Source organism: Kitasatospora aureofaciens, from assembly GCF_001188955.3.
In the GTDB taxonomy this organism is placed as follows: domain Bacteria; phylum Actinomycetota; class Actinomycetes; order Streptomycetales; family Streptomycetaceae; genus Kitasatospora; species Kitasatospora aureofaciens.
The window spans coordinates 572,812-592,674 of the sequence record NZ_JPRF03000021.1 but is presented as its reverse complement, the minus strand read 5'-3'; the positions used below and the strand labels follow the sequence as shown (position 1 = coordinate 592,674).

General features: G+C 69.6%; 14 protein-coding genes and 1 pseudogene. 6 read left to right on the top strand and 9 right to left on the bottom strand.

Features of this window, described 5'->3' with window-relative positions; translation table 11 throughout:
* The first annotated feature begins 83 nt into the window (after window positions 1–83).
* A complete protein-coding gene (locus HS99_RS15335) occupies window positions 84–1,658 on the top strand; it encodes a G1 family glutamic endopeptidase (protein ID WP_170066667.1) in 1,575 nt (524 codons plus the stop codon).
* Window positions 1,659–1,843: 185 nt separating this feature from the next.
* On the opposite strand, the gene HS99_RS47805 is transcribed toward HS99_RS15335, so the two are convergent.
* Entirely contained in the window at window positions 1,844–1,966 is a 123-nt protein-coding gene (locus HS99_RS47805; RefSeq protein WP_267885612.1) for a hypothetical protein, read from the bottom strand.
* On the opposite strand from HS99_RS47805, the gene HS99_RS44085 reads away from it, so the two are divergent.
* Both HS99_RS44085 and HS99_RS15330 read left to right on the top strand, forming a co-directional pair.
* The gene (locus HS99_RS44085) at window positions 1,965–2,168 is read left to right on the top strand and encodes a hypothetical protein (RefSeq protein WP_107050830.1); all 204 of its coding nucleotides are present in this window, start codon (window positions 1,965–1,967) and stop codon (window positions 2,166–2,168) included. The two genes, HS99_RS47805 and HS99_RS44085, sit on opposite strands and share 2 nt — an antisense overlap.
* 671 nt (window positions 2,169–2,839) lie before the next feature.
* Window positions 2,840–3,469, top strand: a complete 630-nt coding sequence (locus HS99_RS15330) for an isochorismatase family protein (protein ID WP_030558416.1) — start codon at window positions 2,840–2,842, stop codon at window positions 3,467–3,469.
* 626 nt (window positions 3,470–4,095) lie between these two features.
* Here the strand turns inward: HS99_RS15330 and HS99_RS15325 are convergent.
* The 4 genes and pseudogenes from HS99_RS15325 to HS99_RS48130 all read right to left on the bottom strand — a co-directional run.
* Window positions 4,096–5,382 carry an IS256 family transposase gene (locus HS99_RS15325; protein WP_370863245.1) on the bottom strand — a complete coding sequence of 429 codons (1,287 nt, stop codon included), beginning with the start codon at window positions 5,380–5,382 and terminating at the stop codon, window positions 4,096–4,098.
* 82 nt (window positions 5,383–5,464) lie between these two features.
* Window positions 5,465–9,265, bottom strand: coding sequence for a WD40 repeat domain-containing protein (locus HS99_RS15320; protein WP_050366129.1), 3,801 nt, complete (start codon window positions 9,263–9,265; stop codon window positions 5,465–5,467).
* Entirely contained in the window at window positions 9,262–9,681 is a 420-nt protein-coding gene (locus tag HS99_RS15315) for a hypothetical protein (RefSeq protein WP_030556374.1), read from the bottom strand. The genes HS99_RS15320 and HS99_RS15315 overlap by 4 nt, the downstream gene beginning before the upstream one ends.
* 1,230 nt (window positions 9,682–10,911) lie before the next feature.
* A pseudogene (locus HS99_RS48130) lies at window positions 10,912–11,364 on the bottom strand (transposase); the annotation flags it as partial.
* Between the two features lie 353 nt (window positions 11,365–11,717).
* Between HS99_RS48130 and HS99_RS46675 the strand changes: the two are divergent.
* Window positions 11,718–12,494 (top strand): helix-turn-helix domain-containing protein, encoded by a 777-nt coding sequence (locus tag HS99_RS46675; protein WP_232543272.1) that lies wholly within the window; start codon window positions 11,718–11,720, stop codon window positions 12,492–12,494.
* A gap of 162 nt (window positions 12,495–12,656) precedes the next feature.
* On the opposite strand, the gene HS99_RS15300 is transcribed toward HS99_RS46675, so the two are convergent.
* The gene (locus HS99_RS15300) at window positions 12,657–13,595 is read right to left on the bottom strand and encodes a sigma-70 family RNA polymerase sigma factor (protein WP_030556381.1); all 939 of its coding nucleotides are present in this window, start codon (window positions 13,593–13,595) and stop codon (window positions 12,657–12,659) included.
* A gap of 10 nt (window positions 13,596–13,605) precedes the next feature.
* Window positions 13,606–14,796, bottom strand: coding sequence for an NAD(P)/FAD-dependent oxidoreductase (locus HS99_RS15295; protein ID WP_030556383.1), 1,191 nt, complete (start codon window positions 14,794–14,796; stop codon window positions 13,606–13,608).
* Window positions 14,797–15,411: 615 nt separating this feature from the next.
* On the opposite strand from HS99_RS15295, the gene HS99_RS15290 reads away from it, so the two are divergent.
* Window positions 15,412–16,029 carry a hypothetical protein gene (locus tag HS99_RS15290; RefSeq protein ID WP_232543264.1) on the top strand — a complete coding sequence of 206 codons (618 nt, stop codon included), beginning with the start codon at window positions 15,412–15,414 and terminating at the stop codon, window positions 16,027–16,029.
* Window positions 16,030–16,519: 490 nt separating this feature from the next.
* Complete coding sequence (locus HS99_RS15285) at window positions 16,520–17,371, top strand: helix-turn-helix domain-containing protein (protein ID WP_043389759.1); 852 nt, start codon at window positions 16,520–16,522, stop codon at window positions 17,369–17,371.
* Window positions 17,372–17,452: 81 nt separating this feature from the next.
* Here the strand turns inward: HS99_RS15285 and zwf are convergent, their stop codons facing one another.
* Together zwf and HS99_RS15275 are read right to left on the bottom strand one after the other, a co-directional pair.
* Window positions 17,453–18,898: a glucose-6-phosphate dehydrogenase gene (gene zwf / locus HS99_RS15280; RefSeq protein ID WP_046385940.1), complete on the bottom strand. Its 1,446-nt coding sequence runs from the start codon at window positions 18,896–18,898 to the stop codon at window positions 17,453–17,455.
* A gap of 35 nt (window positions 18,899–18,933) precedes the next feature.
* Window positions 18,934–19,740, bottom strand: a complete 807-nt coding sequence (locus HS99_RS15275) for a Cof-type HAD-IIB family hydrolase (RefSeq protein WP_030556389.1) — start codon at window positions 19,738–19,740, stop codon at window positions 18,934–18,936.
* Between the last annotated feature and the right edge of the window lie 123 nt (window positions 19,741–19,863).

Below are 19,863 nucleotides of genomic sequence, written 5' to 3'. Positions count from 1 at the left end.
ACCGTGCCGTGGTAGCGCGCTTTCCTGGGGGAGCGCATACTGCTTGTAAATGCTGGTGCCCCTGCTCTGTCATGGGAGGATCCATGCCCCAAGACATCGGTAGCTTTTCCGCACTTGCAGAGACAAACATTTCGGGAGCTACGGCGATTCAATGGCTCCCGAAGGATGGGGATAAGCCGCTGAGTCACGCGGAAGCCATCGCGAGTGAATTACTCGGGCCGCTGGACGGCGCGGACGGGCGTGTCGCTGCGCTGCGTCGACGCCTGCTCGACCGGGACTGGCCGGATGACGCACGCATCGTTCCCCGTCTCGCGCCGCAGGTGGGCGTCACGCATGAGCTGACGTCGCGCGAGCAGGTCACGGACACCGATTTTACTTCGAACAATTGGGCTGGCAGCACCATCGCGGGGACGTGGGCAATCGCCATGGGCACCTGGCGGGTGCCGGCAGTGAGCATTCCCTCGACTCCGGCCGGGAACGACGGGGGCTGGGATTCCTCCTCATGGGTGGGTATCGACGGAGCGTACGGTTCCAGCGACGTCCTCCAGGCGGGCGTACAGCAATCCGTCGACGCCAATGGCTCGGCGACTTACATTCCCTGGTACGAGTGGTTCGCTCCGGAGGTCGACGGGTCACCCGCCTACATCTTCCAGACCAACATCGAGAACATGCCCATCGAACCCGGCGATGAGGTGTTTGCGAGGCTTGCTTACCAGAATGGTCAAGGCTTCGTGATGTTCGGCAACGTCGACCGGGGACTTTACTTCAACATCCAGCTAGCCCCCCCGCCCGGCGCGTCGTTGAACGGCAACAGCCTGGAGTGGATCGTCGAGGCGCCGAACTCGGGCGAGCCAGGCACGTCGCTGCCGAGATTCACCCCGGTCGACTTCTCGGTGGCCGTCGGCTCCAACGCGGACGGGACTGTCGGCGCTGATCCCAACACTGGTGACACGACCAACATCAGCGCGTTCGGAAGGTCTTTGACGAGCGTCACGACGGCGATGGACTCGCTCACGGTGAACTACCTGGACGCGGGCTTCTTCCCGCTGCCTGGGTCGGCGGTGTTCGACCACACCACCCAGCAGTTGGCGGCGGTGTCCCGCGCCCCCGGAAACCTGGATCTGTTCGTCATCGGGTTCGACAACCGCGTGTGGTCCACGTTCTGGAACGACCAGAACGGGTGGAACGGAGACTTCTTCCCGCTGCCCGGGTCGGCGGTGTTCGACCACACCACCCAGCAGTTGGCGGCCGTATCCCGCGCCCCCGGAAACCTGGATCTGTTCGTCATCGGGTTCGACAACCGCGTGTGGTCCACGTTCTGGAACGACCAGAACGGGTGGAACGGAGACTTCTTCCCGCTGCCCGGGTCGGCGGTGTTCGACCACACCACCCAGCAGTTGGCGGCCGTATCCCGCGCCCCCGGAAACCTGGATCTGTTCGTCATCGGGTTCGACAACCGCGTGTGGTCCACGTTCTGGAACGACCAGAACGGGTGGAACGGAGACTTCTTCCCGCTGCCCGGGTCGGCGGTGTTCGACCACACCACCCAGCAGTTGGCGGCGGTATCCCGCGCCCCCGGAAACCTGGATCTGTTCGTCATCGGGTTCGACAACCGCGTGTGGTCCACGTTCTGGAACGACCACGGCGGCTGGAACTGACATGCGGTGCCAGCACGAATCTGACCTGCATAAACGCCGAAGGTAGTCCGGTCAACACCGTTGCCCCGCCCGATCTCTTCCCAAGGCCAAGGCCGTGAGCCGCCAAGATCGCCAAGTGCGTTCCCGCGTTCGCCGGGTGCCTGCCCAGCCCCGGCGGGTGTGCAGGGCTGTTGCAAGGTCGGATTTCAGGCGCGAATGTGCAGGTCGCAGGGGATGTCGAAGAGGTCGAGCGGAGCGGTGTGCGGGATGAGGGAGAGCTTTCGACGCGTGTCGGCGATCGAACTTCCCGTCCTGCGAAGGAAGTTCATGGCGACCGATCTCAACGCCAGATCGCAGTGGCCCATCGAGAACCGGCTCCACTTCGTCCGCTACACCACCTTCGCCGAAGACGCCTCCAAGATTCCACACCGGCCACGGCTCAGCGCAGCGCCCGGCCACACCGACCAACGCCCCCAACCCACCCACCACAACCACCAGGCAGGGGCCCAGGAAGATAAGTCGAAGTGGTGAGTTCGCTCTTCCGGCACCCCTGAGCTGCGCGAACAGGGGGCAAGCGCGGTCAGGGCCGGTGGCTGAACCGAACCGCAGATCGAACCCGGCACCGGACCCCGTACCGAACTACGAGCCGAACCCCCTGCCGAACAGCCCGGGCCCCGTACGCGGGCAACCAGCCGACGGACGGCGTCACGTCCGGCGGTGGCGTCCGGTGCGCCGGGCCGGGCCGGGCCGGGCCGGGCCGGGCCGGGCCGGCGATGCCCGGGTTCCACGACGCACCACCCCGCCGAACACCGGGCCGTCCCCGGCGGCTGAGTCGGGTGACCAGCACCCAGCCCCTGCCCCGCGGCATCAGCGCCCTGATCCCCCGACGCCCGCGCCCAGGCCACACCCGGAGAGAAGGCCGCCTCCCAGCTCGCGCACCTGCGGTCGGCGACCGTCCCCGCCCCTGTGCTCGGCCGCGGCCGCCGAGCTGATCGCCCCACAGCTGAACGACCCCGACCCCGCCACCCGCGACGCCGCCGACGCCGTCACTCCTGCGTGCCCAGTGCCTTCGAGTGGCGTTCCTCGATCGTGCGCATGATGGAGATGGAGGTGGCGGCCTCCATCTGGAGCAGACCGCTCAAAATCGACCATCACGATTGATGACCGATGAGGGTGTGGCTCAACCTCCGAAGGAGTGAAAGATGAGCGAGCGCAGCAAGTTCCTGGAGCCGATCACCCGGGAGAACGCCGCCGTGGTGCTGGTCGACCACCAAGTGGGCCTGCTGTCCGGCGTCCGGGACATCCCGCTCGGCGAGCTGAAGCACAACGTGGTGGCGCTGGCACGCGCGGCGACCGTGTTGGGTATCCCGCTGGTCGTCACCACCACCGCGGCCGACAGCATGTGGGGGCCGACCGCCCCCGAGCTGGTCCAGGTGCTGCCGGCCGGACAGAAGATCATCGACCGCAGCACGGTCAACGCCTGGCACGACGACCGAGTCCGCGAGGCCATCAAAGCCACCGGCCGGCAGAAGCTGGTCTTCGCCCGGGTGTCGCTTGAGGTGTGCGCCGCACTGCCCGCGATCTCCGCGACGGCCGCCGGCTACGACGCCTACGTCGTCGTCGACGCCTCCGGCACCTTCAGCCAGGCCAAGCGTGAGACCGGACTGCTGCGCATGCAGCAGGCGGGCGTCATCGTCAGCGACTACGCCACCCTCATGGTCGAGGCCCTGGCCGACAACGCCGCTCCCGAGGCCGCCACCCTCTACACCGCCCTGGACATGCCATTCGCCGTCCTGGTCGACCAGATCTCCGCCGCCCACCCCGCCGCATAGAGGTCCACCGGCCGACCAACTGGGCCGGGCCCCGCCAGCAGCGCCGCAGGCCATCCCGACCCGACAGCGCACCACCCCACCACCCCCCACCACCAGGAGGACAGGGGCGTGCAGAAAGGGATGTCGGATTTTCCGGCCACCTTGGCTGACCCTGTGACCTGCGCAGATGCCACCCCGCGCCCGGGGCGGGGGTGCTGGCATCAGGAGCTACAGCAGGAGCCACATCGGGAGCTGCATCGGAAGGCCCGGGAAGGGCCGTTCCCAGGCCGTGTGGGGCCCGGACCGCACTCCTGGGCCGGACGGTGCGTCAGGGCACGGCGGTCGCCGTCAGGGGCCGCCCGTGGGGCATCGGTCGGGCCAAGGGGCGGTGCCGGATTCCGGTCGGCGTCGACAGTCCAGCCGGGCCGGGTAGGGCCTGGCGGAGGATCGCCGCCGGTCCGACCCGACGGAGCCCGGGGGCCTCCGGCGTTCGCCGGGCGCTCTGCGGGTGCCGGTTAATCATCCGGCCTGGTCAAGCGGCGTGTCGGTACTCGTGGAGGGTGCCGCCGAGTCGGTCTCTTCGGGGGACCTGAAGCTGCTTGACGTGGGGTGTGTCCAGCCAACGGTGTAACTCAGGTTGATTTGTACTACCGGCGGCCGATGGAGAGTCGGCCGTCGAAGGTGATCTCGAAGGCGTTCAGTGCGGCCTTCCAGCGGGTGGTCCAGCGTTTGCGGCCGGCTCCGGTCGGGTCGAGCGCCATGATGGCCATGTAGACGCACTTCAACGCGGCCTGCTCGTTGGGGAAGTGGCCGCGGGCTCGGACGGCCTTGCGGATGCGGGCGTTGACCGACTCGATCGCGTTGGTGGTGCAGACGACCCGGCGGATCTCGGTGTCGAACTGGAGGAAGGGGACGAACTCGGCCCAGGCGTCCGACCACATCTTCACGATCGCCGGATACTTGTCGCCCCAGGCCTCCTGGAACTCCAGGAACCGGTCCTCGGCCGCTTTCGCGGTCGGGGCGGTGTAGACGGGCTTGAGTGCCTTCGAGATCTTGTCCCAGTCCTGGCGAGCTGCGTATCGAAAGGACGCGCGCATCAGGTGGACCACGCAGGTCTGGGTGATGGCCTGCGGCCAGACGGTCTCGATGGCGTCGGGCAGGCCCTTGAGGCCGTCGCAGACGACCATGCACACATCGCCGACGCCGCGATTCTTGATCTCGGTGAGGACGTGGAGCCAGTACTTGGCGCCCTCGCCGCCGTCGCCGGCCCACAGACCGAGGATCTCGCGGGTGCCCTCGACGGTGACCGCGAGCGCGACGTAGATCGGGCGGTTCGCCACCTGACCATCGCGGATCTTCACGTGGACGCAGTCGATGAAGATCACTGGGTAGACCGGGTCCAGGGGCCGGTTCTGCCACTCGGCCATCCCGTCGATCACCTTGTCGGTGATGGTGGAGATGGTCTGCTTGGACACGTTCGCGCCGTAGACCTCGGCCAGGTGGGCGGAGATCTCACCGTGTGTCAGGCCCCGGGCGGACAGGGACAGGACCATGTCGTCCACGCCGGTCAGCCGGCGCTGGCGCTTGCGCACGATCTGCGGCTCGAAGCTGCCCTCCCGATCGCGGGGCACGTCGATCTCGACCGGCCCTACGTCGGTGACCACGGTCTTCGAGCGGGTGCCGTTGCGGGAGTTCCCCGAGCCGGCGCCGGCCGGGTCGTGCTTCTCGTAGCCGAGGTGGTCGGTGATCTCGCCCTCCAGGGCGGCCTCCAGGACGCGTTTGGTGAGCTGCTGCAGGAGCCCGCCCTCGCCGGTCAGTTTGACGCCTCCGGCGCGGGCCCGGTCGACCAACTGCCCGATCAACTGCTCGTCCAGTACGTCCGGCGCGAGCTCGACCGGCCGGACTTCCTCAACCGCCTCCGCGGAGACGATCACGTCGCTCATCAGGTGTTCTCTCTTGATCGGGAGTTACACCGAAGACCGTACAGACCCCCTCAGTAACGGCCTGCGGGCACCGTCACGACGGGCAGGTGTCCCGGTAGGCCTGGCCGGGGAGGTAGCGGGACCAGTCGGTCCGGCTCAGGCCCTGGCCGACGCGGGCGCAGGCGCGGTCCACGGCGTGGGTGCGCAGGTCGTCGAGGGCGCTCAGGTCCGTCAGATGGACCGTGCCATCCTGGTCGGCGCTGGCGAGCAAGGGTCCGCCGGGGGCGAGGGCCAGGGCGACGACGCTGCTCGGATAGCGGTCCGAGGTCGAGATCGCCTGTGGCTGGGTCCGGTCGGTGGTGTCCCAGATGATGAACGTGCCATCGTTGCTTCCGGAGATCAGCGTGTGACCGTCGGGGCTGAACACCACCGAGCGTACCCAGCTTGCGTGTTGGGTGAGCGGCTGGCCGAGCTGCTGGGCGTCGTGCAGCTTGGTGGTGTCGTACAGGATGATGCTGGCGTCGGAGCTGCCGACGGCGAGTGTGTGTCCGTCGGGGCTGAACGCCACCGTGTCCACGCCTGCGGTGTGCCCGGGCAGCTGTTGAAAGTCGTAGTGTCGGAGCGCCGCGTGGAGGGCGTACAGCGTCACCGTGCCGTCAACTCCGCCGGATGCCAGTTGGCGTCCGTCCGGACTGAACGCTAGCGCGCCGACGGCCTCGCGGGCGGCGGAGTGGCTCAGCTCGTAGCGGACGGGCTGCGCGGGGTCGGTGACGTCCCAGACGGTCACCCCGCCGTCGCCGTCACCGTCGGCCAGGCGGTGGCCGCCGGGTTGGAACGCCAGTGTTCGGACTCCGGCGGGCGCCGTCACCCGGGAGATCTCGCGTGGGTGCTCGGGATCGCGGGTGTCCCACAGCGTGATGGTGGCGTCGGTGCTGCCGGTCGCCAGGGTGGTCCCGTCCGGGGCGAACGCCATAGCGTCCACGTAGGTGGTGCCGCCGGTGAGCTGGGCCAGTCGGCGGGGCCTGTCCGGGGCCTGGACGTCCCACAGCACCACCGATCCGTCACCGCCGCCGACGGCCAGGGTGTGTCCGTCTGGGCTGAAGGTCACTGCCCATGCCCCGGCTCCTATCGGATCCAGGGCTGCCCGGTCACGGATGTCCCGCTGGTCCCTCCACAGCACAACGGTGTTGTCGGTGCTGCCCGTGTTGCCGGTGGCGAGCATATGCAGGTCCGGGCTCATGGCCGCCGCCGTCGACCAGGCGGCGCCGCCGAGTTGCTGACCGGTGTGGCGGGGCTGGCTCGGGTTGCCGAGGTCCCAGGTGTCCAGGCGGTGGCTCTCCCCCAGGACGTTGAGCTGGTTGGCGGTAAGCCGCATAGCCGCAACCGGGCTGTCGGTGACGACCTGGGTCAGGAAGGCGGGCCTGCTCAGATCGCTGACGTCCCAGAGCGTCGCCACGCCATCGCCGCCGCCACTCGCCAGACGGTGACCGTCCGGGCTGAAGGTGAGCGCGGTGACCCAGTCGGAGTGGTCGGTGAGCGGTTGGCCAAGTCGGCGCGGGACGTGCGGGTCGGCGATGTCCCACAGCAGTTCCGTTCCGCCGTCGTTCCCGATGGCCAGCGTGCGGCCGTCCGGGCCGAACGAGACGGCACTGACGCCGCCGTCTCCGCCCGTGACCGAACCGAGCGGCTGAGGCTCCCCGATGCCATCGAGGCTCCAGAGCACCGCCGTGCCGTCCTCGTCGGCGGTCGCGAGAATGCGCCCGTCGCCGCTGAACCGCGCCTGCCACACGCGCCCGTGACCGGTCCTGAGTCCGTTTCCGGACACCGGCTTGTGCGGGTCGCTGACGTTCCACAGGTCGACGGAGTCCTTCGCGCCGACGGCCAGCGTGTGCCCGTCGGGGCTGAAAGCGAGTGTGTTCACCCCGCCGGGTGCCGCATGCAGCGTGCCGACCGGCTGTTCCGGGTGCGGGGTCGAGGTGTCCCAGAGCAGCACCGTGCTGTCCGCTCCCCCGGTGGCGAGCACCCGGCCGTCGGGGCTGAACCTCGCCGCGCGCACCATGCTCCCATGCCCCACCAGGGTGGCCGCGTACGGGGTGAGCAGGCTGCGGAGCACGCTGTCGGTGGACTCGGGGCTGTGGTCGATCCGATCGGCCGCGATGCTCAGTTGCAGGGCCAGTCTCGGATCGTTGGCCTGTGCGCCGCTCGCCTTGCCGACCAACTCGTGGGCGAGGATCCGACGTTGCCGTTCCTGGGCGGTGTCCAGTTCCCGAATTGCCAGGACGGTCGCGGCCAGCGATGCCACCAGCAGCCCGACCAGGGCCGTGACCGTACCGACCAGCCACCGCCTACGGCGCCGACCGGCGCGATCGCTCGCGGCCAGGAACTCGCTTTCCACCGGACGGAGTTCGCCCGGATGACTGGCCGCCCAGTCACGGGCGAGCTCCAACCGGCTGCCCCGGTAGAGCGCGGCGTTGTCGTGGTGCCAGCTGTCCGCGTCCTCGCCGAGCCTCTGCTGGACCAGCAGACCCGCCCGGTCAGCGTCGACCCAGGAACGCAGCCGGGGCCAGGCGGTCAGCAGCGCCTCATGGGTGATCTCCACGGTGTCCCGCCGCATGGTCAGCAGCCGCTGCTCGGTGAAACCACTCAGCACGGCCTGCGTGCCCTGCGGGTCCAGTCCCTCGGTCAGCCGGTCGGCCCGCACGGTGCGCCGGGTGTCGGCGGTGTCCTCCCCGATCCGCACCAGACGCCGGAACAGCGGCTCCGCGACGCGCCGCGCTTCGGCACTCAGCCGGCGGTACGCCCGTTCGGCGGTCTCGGCGACCGCCCCCTGGATCCGGCCGGCCGCCCGGTAACCAGCCACCGTCAGGGTCGAGCCGTGCCGCTGCTGCCAGGTGACGCGCAGCGCGTGGGCGAGCAGCGGCAGGCGGCCGGACTCGTAACCTGACTCCGGGTGCTCGTCCTGTGTCGCGGTGGCGGGTGAGCCCTGGGCAGTGGCCACGCCGAGATCGGTGAGCAGCAGCTCGACCAGCCCCTCCTCGAGGTCCAGGCCGACCGAGCGCGCCGGATGCAGGATCGCCTCCCGCAGCTCGGTGGCCGACATCGGACCGACGAACACCTGCCGGTGCTCCAAGGCCTCCCGCAGCAACGGATACGGCGCGCAGCGGGCGTAGAAGTCGGCCCGTACCCCGTACACCACCAGGGCCAACGGCCCGTCCTGGCCACGCGCCTGGGCCAGCGAGCCGAGCGCGGCGAGGAAGTCCTGACGATCCGGCCCGATGGTGTCCTCGGCACCCTGTGTGAACAGTTCCTCGACCTGGTCGACGATCAGCACCAGCCGGTCCGCTCCGCGCTCCTCCAGAACCTCGCGCAGCCGATCCGCCAAGGCGGTGGGCCGCTCGGCCAGCTCGGCCCCGATCTCGGCCGGATCGGCCTGGGTGAGTGCGGCCAGGTGCATCGTCAGCGCGACGAGCGGTTCGGCGGTCGGCGTGAACACCAGGCAAGGCCAGCGCCGCGAGCCCGGCAGGGCGCCCCGGGCGAGGGCAGGCACCAGGCCGGCCCGCAGCAGCGAGGACTTGCCCGCGCCCGAGGGGGCGACCACAGCGACTGCACCACCCTGCCGGAGGGATTCGTCCAGCAGGCCCACCAGTCGCGCCCTCACCCGGTCGCGGCCGAAGAACCACGCCGCCTGCTCGGCCGTGAAGGCGGACATGCCGGGATAGGGGCAGTCGTCCGGACCGTCCGAACCGGGTCGGACGCGACGCACCCGGTGTACGCCGTCCCAGTAGTGCAGGTGGAGATCCCGCTCGGCGATGTACTGGTCGCCTGCCGCCAGGTAGATGGTGCCCGATCCGGAGGCGAACGCCTCCAGGTGGACCGTGGGCCCCCGATCGGTCATGAACCGCTGATGTGCATGGAGCCGCCGGACATGTAGATCTTCGCTTGGTCCGACGCGGTGCCGTGCATCTCCACCCGCGCGCCGGACTCGGGCTGGTCGGGGCGCAGTTCGGTCAGCAGCGCGCGCAGTTCCTCGGCCAGCGCCGGTTCGGCGGCGAGCAGACCGCGCAGCCGGCCACGCCACTCGATCGCCATCTCGCGTGCCGCGGCCTGGCCTTCTTCGGACTGGCCGGAGGCCAGGAGTTCGCTGCGGCACTCCTCCAGCTCGCCCGCTACTACCTCGGCCTCGTTCGCCCGGCCGGACCGGCGCCACAGGGCGACCACCGCCCGCTTGGCCTGCTCCCAGCCATCAGCCGCAAGTCGGCCCACCAGCGCCGTGGCAGCGGCAGACGCCAGACCTATCAGCTCCGGATCCATTCCTTGCCCCTCCCGTCCGATCCGATCCCTCCCAACAGGCCCAGGGTAGCCGTCGAACCGCTCTTAGCGTCAGCAGAACTGATGCTTGCTCAGTTGATATGCCGGGCCGGTTCCGGCAGGGCGGCGGCATCGCACGCCGAGTGCTCAGGGACACCGGGTACGGCATCCCGCACCGGGGATTCCAGTGGCCCCTTCTGTGGTGCCGGGCCGTGGACCGGTGAGCGCGACCCCGTCGCCGCCTTCGAGCGCGCCAGGGCCATCGCGGCGACCAACACCAAGGCCAGCAAGCCGGTCGCGACCTGAACCTGGAATCCAGGATCAACGGGTTCGTCTTCGCCGGCCGGTCGCACAGCCTGCCCGGCACGCCGACCAACAGCGCCCCAGTTCTTTCGGGAAACGATCACTCGCCATTTGGGAAGCGATCTTCAACCCTGCTCTCGCCCCGCTGGTCAGCCCCACTCGTGAACACCCCGGTGGTTCACCGCCTGGCGCAGCTTGCGGCCGGCGGGCCAGCGGGAGCCGCGGGCGTGGCGGCGTACGGCTCTGGGGGGGCACATCCAGGAGAGCCGCAAGCAGGCGGATCGCCCGCTGGGTGGTCGTCCGGGCTGAACCGGTCGTCCATGCTCAGCGGGCCGTCGGCGTACCGCTCCAGTAGCGCCAGGAGCCGTGTCTGGGCGGTGCGCAGTTCTGCCACCGGGCAGTTGCCCCAGCTGTCGGCGGTGTGGGCCTAGCAGGGCGCTGTGGTCTTCTTCGTCGTCGTCATGGCGCCACCTGGCCGGGGTTGGCTGTGGACAGCGCGACGGTGACGTCGGAGCAGCGCGCCCCCAGCCGGAAGTCACCGGCTGGGGGCGCGCAACGGAAGGGGCAGGTGCCTTGGGGCCCGCTCGGTCGGTCAGAACTGGCTGCGGCGCGCCCTGGGACGGACGGGCGAGGCCTGCTCGGTGCCGCGCAGCGCGAGTGCCGCGGTACGGGTGTGCTCCAGCCAGCTCATGACCTGGCGCAGCGTGGCGGGGTCGAGGTGGTGGGTGAGGTTGCGGACGGCTTGGCGGTCGTCGTCGGTGAGGGTGTGGATGCCGGCGCGGTTGAGGGCGGTGTAGAGGGGTTGGGCTGCGGTGCCGGCGAGGCGTCGGTGGGCGAGGTCGGTGGTCTGGTGGGCCTGGTGGGCGGCCTCGCGGGCACGGTCGGCGACGTCCTGCCGGTGGTGCTCACGGCGCAGCGCGTGTTGGAGGTGATCAGGCCCAGCACATCGACCACGAGCCCACGCTTACGGCCCGGCACCTTCTTGCCGGCGTCCAGTCCCGTCGTGGTCTTCGGGACACCGGCCGCCGCACGGACGGACTGGGTGTCGATGATCACGAGGGACGGGTCCTCTAATCGCTTGGCTCTCTCCCGCACCTGGCAGCGCAGCAGCTCCTGTATTCGCTGGTCAAGGCCGTCCTGCCGCCACAGCGTGAAGTAGTAGAACACCGCCGACCACGGCGGCAGGTCGTGCGGGAGGTAACGCCACTGACAGCCCGTCCGGTTCTGGTAGAAGATCGCGTTCACGACCTCCCGCAGGTCGCAGGACCCAGGATCTCCGGTCGCCGACCGGGCCACCCGCTCCTGCTTCCACGACTCGATCATCGGTCTGACCAGTTCCCACTGCTCGTCTGTCACGTCACTCGGATACGCCGGTCTCTCCATACGCCGCACAACATCACCTACCCCCCCGGCCAGCACGCCAGTTCGTCGAACGATCACACGAACGAGTGATCCCCAACCATGAATAAAGGGACTTAACGTCCTCTCAGGGCCGGCGACGGCGTGTGCGTGCACGGCTGCTCCCGGAACATCGTCAAGCCGTGCCTGGCTGCCCACCGCGTAGACCAGGGTGTCGTAGCCGATCACCCGGGGCTCGTCGCCGATCCACACGGTCCGGGCAGTGGTGTCGATCGCGGTCACCTGACCGACGACCAACTCGACCGGAGTACCGCTGAGCCGTTGACGCAACGACAGCGTCGCCCCAGGGCGACGGCAGCGATAGCGTGCATAGGGTGATGATCCGATCGCCCCGCGCCTGGGAGCTTGAACAAAACGATCGCCGCATCGTCTTCGCTGCCGGTACCGAGGCGACGATGTTCGCCGAGTCCCGCCCATTTCGCGTCTCCGAGCACCGGTTGCCCGCGTGGAAAGCCGTGCTCTCCATCGGCGGCCACGCCGAACTCCTCCAACCGGGACTACGCATGGTGGCAGCCCCCGGGCTGATCGTCCCGCCCCAGCTGGCCCACGTCTGCGCGGCCACCTCTCCCTACATCGCGCTGTTCGTCGACTCCTGGCTGTTGCCCTCCTGCCCGGGGCCGATACGACTCGATGCAGGCGAGGTCCGCCGCCTGCTCGCTGCGCTCGGGACCGCCGGTCCCGACGGCCCCGGCACCCAGGTGGATCTGGCCGCCGGATTCACCGAACTGCGGGCAGTCGCAGGGCGCCCAACACCGCTCGACCCGAGAGTCGCCCACGCCCTCTACGTATGTATGCTCCGCGATTCGGACATGCCCCTCGCGTCCATCGCCGAGGAGGTCGGCCTGTCGGCACCGCGGCTGCGCACCTTGGTCCGGCAGGACGTGGGCATCACGCTCACCCGCCTGCGGCGATGGGGCCGGCTCCGTACCGCAGTCGCCGACCTGCCGGCTGGGGCTGCCGCCGTTGCCGCAGCCACTGCAGGCTTCGCCGACCAGGCCCACCTCACCCGTACCGCACGGGACTTCATCGGCCGTACACCCGCCTCCCTGCGACGCGATGGAGCTACCCTGGCAGCCCCCCGTGACGATTCGTAGGTGGCCACTGTGCCGACCGATGGTTGGCCATCGGGGGTCAGAACTGCATGGCCGGTCTGATTCGGGAGACCAACGTGCTTCGCCCCCCTCCGCTGCTGTGCAGCGCGGCGCCGAAGGGGCGTCCTCGCTCCGACTCAGTTCACCGGATTCCGATGGCTCTGGTCACCATGCGTTGATGACCGGCGCGTCGGGTTCGTGCTGCCGCCAGGCCTCGTTGAGGCGCGTGAGCCGGTCCGCGGCGGCGATGCCGCGCAGGGACGCGACCTTGCCGTCACTGACCTCGAACGCCACCACGCCCACGACCCGGCCCTCGATCACGGCCATGACGGCCGGGGAGCCGTTGAGCAGCGCGATATGGAGCGCGGGGGAACCGCCGGCCATCCGCCGCTTCGCCGGCGTGGGCTTGAAGCCGGCCCGCACGTAGGAGGCGATCCGCTCGCGCGTGTTGTACCACAGCAGCCGCCTGGCCAGTCCGGCGCCGTCCGAGACCGCGACCGCGTCGTCGGTGAGCAGCGCCACCAGCCGTTCGGTGCGCCCCGACGTGGCGGCGGCGAGGAACTCCTCGACGACCCGGCGTGCGGACGCGGGGTCCACCACGTCGCCGCCACGGCGCTCGGTGGCGACCCGGCGCCGGGCCCGGTGGACATGTTGCTGGCTCGCGGACTCGCTTATGTCGAGGATCCTGGCGATCTCGGCGTGCGGGTACGAGAACGCCTCGCGCAGGACGAAAGCGGCCCGCTCGACCGGCGAGAGGCGCTCCATCAGCGTCAGTACGGCCAAGGAAACGGATTCGCGCTGCTCGAAGGTGTCAGCCGGGCCGAGCATCGGGTCGCCTTCGAGCAGCGGCTCGGGCAGCCAGTCCCCGGCAGCGCGCTCATGGCGTGCCTGCGCCGAACGGAGCCGGTCAAGGCAGAGGTTGGTGACGACTTTCGTCAGCCACGCCTCCGGCACCTCGATCTGGTCCCGGTCCGCGGCCTGCCAGCGCAGGAACGCCTCCTGCACGGCGTCCTCGGCATCGGCGGCCGAGCCGAGCAGGCGGTACGCGAGCGGGGCCAGCAGGCCCCGGCTGGCCTCGAACCGATCGATGGCGACGCTGTCCATGAGGCACAGGCTATGCGGAGACCGGCGCATCGGACCGGTCCTTCGCGATGGCCAGGCGGCGCTTGCGCTTCGGCATGCCGAAGGTCGGGTGGGCGATGCTCCACCGGGACCCCTTGAGCACACCCGACTTGAGCCGCGCGGCGGGCCTGCCGCCCAGGTACCAGGACTTCGATCGGGCCTCCTCGTCCACCGTCTGGAGGATCGCGTCCCGCTGCCCGAGGCTGATGGTGTTGCCGTAGTACTTCAGCGCGGTGGTCGGGACCTTGCTGCCGGTCAGGCGCGCGATGATCGCGGCGGTTGCCTGCATGTTGGTATAGCCGGCCGAGCCGCAGGACATCGGCAGCGGCCGACCGTTGTCACCGATCGCGTAGGCGCTGTCGCCGGCGGCGTACACGTCCGGGTGCGAGACCGAGCGCATGGTGCGGTCGACGACGATCTGGCCGGTCTCGGCGACCTCCAGGCCGCTGGCGGCCGCAATCGGATGCACGGCGAACCCGGCCGACCACACGGTTACGTCGGCAGGGACGGCCGTACCGTCGGCGGCGATCGCCCGTGTCGGCTCGACCGCTTCGATGGCGGTGTGCTCGTGGACAGTGATGCCGAACCGGTCGAAAGCCTGGCGCAGGTGGTGGCGGGCCTTCGGGGAGAGCCAGGCACCCAGCTCGCCGCGGGCGGCGAGCGCGACCGAGAGATCGGGCCGCGACTCGGCGAACTCGGTGGCGGTCTCAATGCCGGTCAGCCCCTCACCGACGACCAGCACGGTCCCGCCCTCGCCCAGGCCGGCCAGGCGCTCGCGCAGACGCAGCGCCGAGGACCGGCCCGTCACATCGAAGGCGTACTCGGCCACGCCGGGCACGCCATGGTGAGCGACCGAGCTGCCGAGCGCGTAGAGAAGCGTGTCGTACGCCAGCTCGCCGTCGCCGTCCTCGCCGGTCACGGCGACAGTCCTGCGCTCGGGGTCGACGCCGGTGACGCGTGCCAGCCGCAGCCGCACCCCGGTGCCCGCGAATACGTCGGCGAGCTTGCGGAACGCGAGGTCCTGGCCGATCGCAAGCTGGTGAAGCCGCATCCGCTCAACGAAGTCGGGCACGGCATTGACGACGGTGATCTCGGTGTCGGCGGGTGAGAGCCGCCGGGCCAGGTTTCCGGCGGCGAAGGCCCCGGCGTATCCAGCGCCGAGTACCACGATGCGGTGCTTCATGGCGATGCTCCTGTCTCGTTCACGTGCCCCTTGAACGAGACGGCGCCCCGATTGCTGACAGAAGTCAGGTGTGACGCGCGTCACCAACGTCCGACAGTTTTATAGCTAGGTGACCCGTCGACGTCTACCAGTACACCGCGCCGTCCTCGTTCAGCATGGGGCGGGAGACCGTGCCGCCATAGTGCCGGTTCTCCATGTGCTCCAAGGCCTCGGCCACGCCTTGGAGGAAGGCGCCCAGGGTCGGGGGGGGGTGCCCGCCTGCGCTGTCACCGGAAGCCGATACCCTCCGGCGGTTACGGGCGGCTGACGGGAGCAGACGTGGACATCGAGGCGATGCTGGACCGGCTCGGCGCCGTGATCGGGCCGCCGCCCGCGGGCGGAGTGGTCCCGGTCCCGTGGGAGCAGCGGCCCAAGGTGCTCGGTTTCCAACTGCCTGCGGACTACCGGGCGTTACGGATGTCCTGTGACAGATGCCCTTGACCGATTGCCAGGTGAGTTTGACCGATCGAGACGCCGTCCCCGGGTCAGGTGTAGACGTTGCGGCCATACTCCTCACGGCTCACCTGGAAGTCGTCCGGCCGGTCGCAGCGGAGCTGCTCATACCGTTCTCCGAAGATGTCGATCGCCTCGTGGAGCGTGCAGCCGGACGCCTCCAAGGCGGAGGAGGCACGAATCCGTGACCTGATCGATCGCCTGGGCCGGGTGGAGGGGCTGGAGCCCGTAGTGACCCTGCTCGAGGACACCTGCGAGAGGGGTTCCCAGAACCTTCTCGAGCCAGGTACGCAGGTGGTGTTGAACTGCAAGATGCACGCCACCGCGGACTTCGGTGTCCGGGGAGACATCACCTCGGTGCTGCCCGGGATCCGCGCGGCCGGCCTCACCAGGTGGGGTCCGGTGGACGAGAAGGGCCAGGACGGACCGTACGCGACCGGCACCGTCCGCTACGCCCTGGAGTACCAGCGCACCCGTGGTCACTATCCAGACGGCCGGCCGATGCCCAGCCCGCGGCTGACGGCAGACGGGCTCGCGATCGACTGGGACCGGCTGGATCTGGCGCTCGTGAACCGGATCGAGGAGCCCGCGCCCTGTCTGTCGCCGTCCGGCGGCGGCACGTACCACCGTTGCGCGCAAGTTCCGGAAGGGGCAGGGAAAGTGGCCGAGGCGCGCGCCCGCTACGGCACCGTGCTCGAGCTGACAGTGGATGGGCGCGACTACTTCACGGTGAAGAGGTAGGGCCGTACGCGCGGAGCTCGTCACCGACGGGCCGCAGGCGCTCATGCCTCGACTTCGCCGCCGTCCGGCCCTCCGGTGCTCGCCCCGCACGGCCACCTCGCGAAGGGCGCCGTCGTCGCGCCACTGGCCGCCGCGGTGGGGTTGACGCAGGACAAGGTGTCCCGACGTCAGCACGGACGATCCAGTTCCCGTCGCCCGGCGTCCAGTCCAGGCCGGGCATGGATATCGCCGTAGGCGAACTCGACGGCCAGTCGCGGCAGGTCCGGTGCAATGTCGGCCAGAGAGTCGTAGACCCGCTGCCGAATCTCGCCTGCCCCACTCAGCTCGGCCTGCCGAGCCCGACCCCGCTCGTACCGTGTCGGCATGTCCAAACCTCCCGGGCTCGTGCGATGCGTGCAGGTGAGAGCCTGCCGCCTCGTGGCGGAACGCTCCAGGCCCTGCCTGTACGGGTACTGCGAGGGCCACCATGCGCCTTGCCATAATGGAGTTCATGGAAGATCTGGGGGCTTTCCTGCACTCACGCCGGGCCCGCGTGACCCCCGAGTCCGTCGGTCTGCGGCCCGGCGCCCGGCGCCGCGTGTCCGGTCTGCGCCGCGAGGAGGTCGCCCAGCTCGTCGGGATCAGCGTGGAGTACTACCAGCGCCTTGAGCAGGGCAGGTCGTCCAGCCCCTCCCCGGAGGTGCTCGGCGCCATCGCGCGCGCACTGCGCCTGGACAAGGTGGAAAGCACCCACCTCAGCTCCCTCGCCCACCCTCCGCGCCATCCGAATGGTCACCAGCCCGTACAGGTCCGGCCGGAACTGCTGCGCATGCTCGACCGCATGGCGTCGGTCGCCGCCCTCGTCATCAACGACCGCTTCGACGTCCTCGCCTCGAACGAACTGGGCGCGCGGCTCTTCGAGCCGGTACTGGCCGAACCGGACTCGCAACGCAACCTGGCCCGCCACCTCTTCCTGAGCCCGACCGCCGCGGACTTCTACCTTGACTGGGACGAAATAGCCGCAGCCACCGCCGCTCAACTACGACTCGTCCGCGCCCGTCACCCGGCGGACAGTGAACTGGCACAGCTGATCGACGTCTTAACCGCCGCCAGCCAGTCCTTCCAAACCCACTGGTCAGCCGGCGATGTGGAACTGCGGGCCGCCGGGGTCAAGAACCTCAGACACCCCGATGCCGGCGTGCTGGCCCTGCACCTCGAGAACCTCGACCTGCCCGGTGACCCCCGCCAACGCATCGTCGCGCTGAGCCCGGCACAGGATCCAGCCACCGAGACGGCCTTGAGGTGCCTCGCTACGTCGCCCCCCAGCGCAACCGTCCCAGCAGGCACGCCGACAAAGCCATGACGGCTTCGACAGCTGACAAAGGCCAAAACCACGCCGAGTACGCCAGACACCTCCCTCAGAACGAGCTGCACCCAAAAAGGTTCAGCCGGTCCGGCCCGGCGTGTCCAGCTGCGTACGGTGTTGGCTCATGGCGCGGGAGTGGAGCCAGGGGTCGCGCCAACGCGGGTGTCCCGCGAGCAGCTTGTCTGCGCCGGCCGGTCCCCAGGACCCCGACTTGTACGGCTCCACCGGGGGCGGGGCGTCCAGCAGTGGCTGGACGATGCGCCAGGTCTCCTCCACGCTGTCCTCCCGGGTGAAGAGGCTGGAATCCCCTTCCATGGCGTCGCCGAGCAGCCGCTCGTAGGGCTCCGGTGCCTCCCCGAGCTCCTCGGAGAAGATCAGCGACAGATCCACCGTCCGGGTCGCCCTGGCTCCGGGCTGCTTGGCCTGCACGACCAGGTCGACACCCGGGTCGGGGTCGATCCGCAGGATGAGCTCGTTCGGGTCCGGCGCGCACGTCGGCGCGAACGCGACCCCGGGGGGCCGCTTGAAGACGACCCGTATCTCGGTGACTCGCTCCGGGAGGGCCTTACCGGCCCGGATGAAGATCGGGACGCCCGACCAGCGCCAGTTGTCGATCTCCAGCCGCAGCGCGGCGTAGGTCTCGGTCTGCGAGTCCGGGCTCACCCCCGGCACGGCCAGGTAGCCGTCGTACTGGCCGCGGACGTAGTGCCTCGGGTCCGCCGACGGGATAGCCCGGAACACCTCTACTCGCTTGTCGCGCAGCCCGTCGGCGTCGGCGGTGCTCGGCGGCTCGGAGGCGAACAGCCCGATGAGCTGGAGCAGGTGGTTCTGCACGACGTCGCGGAGTGCCCCGACCGGGTCGTAGAAGCTGCCCCGGTCCGCCACGCCGAAGTCCTCGGCCATGGTGATCTGCACGCACTGGATCCGGTCGCGGTTCCACAGCGGCTCCAGGACGGAGTTGGCGAACCGGAGGAACAGGATGTCCAGGGACGGTTCCTTGCCGAGGAAGTGGTCGATGCGGAGGATCTGCTGCTCCTCCAGAAGCCTACGCAACTGGGCATTCAGCGCCCGGGCCGACGCCAGGTCGTGGCCGAACGGCTTCTCCACGACGACCCGGGCCTGAGCGGTGAGGTTGGCACCGGCCAGGCCCTCAACCACGCGGCCGAACAGCGACGGTGGGATCTCCAGATAAAAGACCGGAGTGTGCCGGGTCTCGATCGTCCGGGCGAGGCGGTCATAGGTGCTCGGATCCCCGAAGTCGCCGGAGGTCATCGACAGCCGCTGCGCGAACCGCTGGAACACGTCCTCGTCGATCGTCTCGCCCGTGTCCTCGATGGCGTGGCGGGCGTGATCCAGTAGAGCCGTGGCCGACCACTCCTGGCGGGCCACGCCGACGACCGGGCAGCGGAGCAACCGGCGGCGCTCCAGGCGGTACAGGGACCGGAAGGTCATCTTCCTGGCCAGATCTCCGGTGATGCCGAAGATCACCAGGACATCCGCGGCCGTGCTCGTCGGTGCAGTCATGGCACTCCTTCTCGTCGGCCTTGGCAGCGCCGGGGTCAAGGCAGGATGAACCGCTCCACCGCGTTGGCGAAGCCCTCGTCCTCATTGGTTGTGGTGACACGACGGGCGGCCCGCTGGACCTCCTGGCTCGCGTTGCCCATGGCGATACTGAGTCCCGAGTGGGCGAACATGAGTACGTCGTTGGGCATGTCGCCGATCGTGGCGATCTCCTCGGCCGGGATCCGGTAGGCCCCGGAGAGGTAGCGGACCACGCAGCCCTTGTTGGCGTGGGGGTGGGTGACGTCGGCGTAGTAGGGCTGAGACCTGGACACCGACACGTGGTCGCCGAAGCGCTCGCTGGCCGCCGCCACCGCCTTCTGGACCACGTCGTGGTCATCGCTCACCCCGACGACCTTGGCCACGCCGTCCGAGACCGGGGTGAAGCTGTCGACGGGCGTCGGGTCGAACCGGACCGTCCAGGACTCGCGGGCCACGTGTGGTCCCTGAGGGTCCAGGACCAGCCAGTCCGCGCCCCGGTAGACCCACACGCTCAGCCCGTGGGCGATGAGCAGTTCGATCGCTGCCGGCGTCACGTCGTCCGGTACGACCTGCTGCTCGATCACCGACATGTCGGGGCGGGCGAACAGCCCGCCGTTGAACGCCGCGATCGGCGTGCTGAGCTCAAGCGGCTCGATGAGCATGGACATGCCGCGTGGCGGGCGGCCGCTGGTGACGGCGAAGAGTATCCCGGCCTGCCGCAGGTTCGCGACCGCGGCGATGGCCCGCTCGGTGAGGACCTTGTCCTGGGTGACGAGCGTGCCGTCGACGTCGGCGAGCAGCAGTCGGATGGATTGGGGGGCCATGCCTGCCTCCGGGTTGGTCCGGTGGGTCCAGGAGCTGGGCGGCTGACCTCGGGGACAGGACCGAGTAGCGCGGGACATCGCCCACGGGGTATGCCCACCGCTGACTGCGAAGGCGTCGTGCCT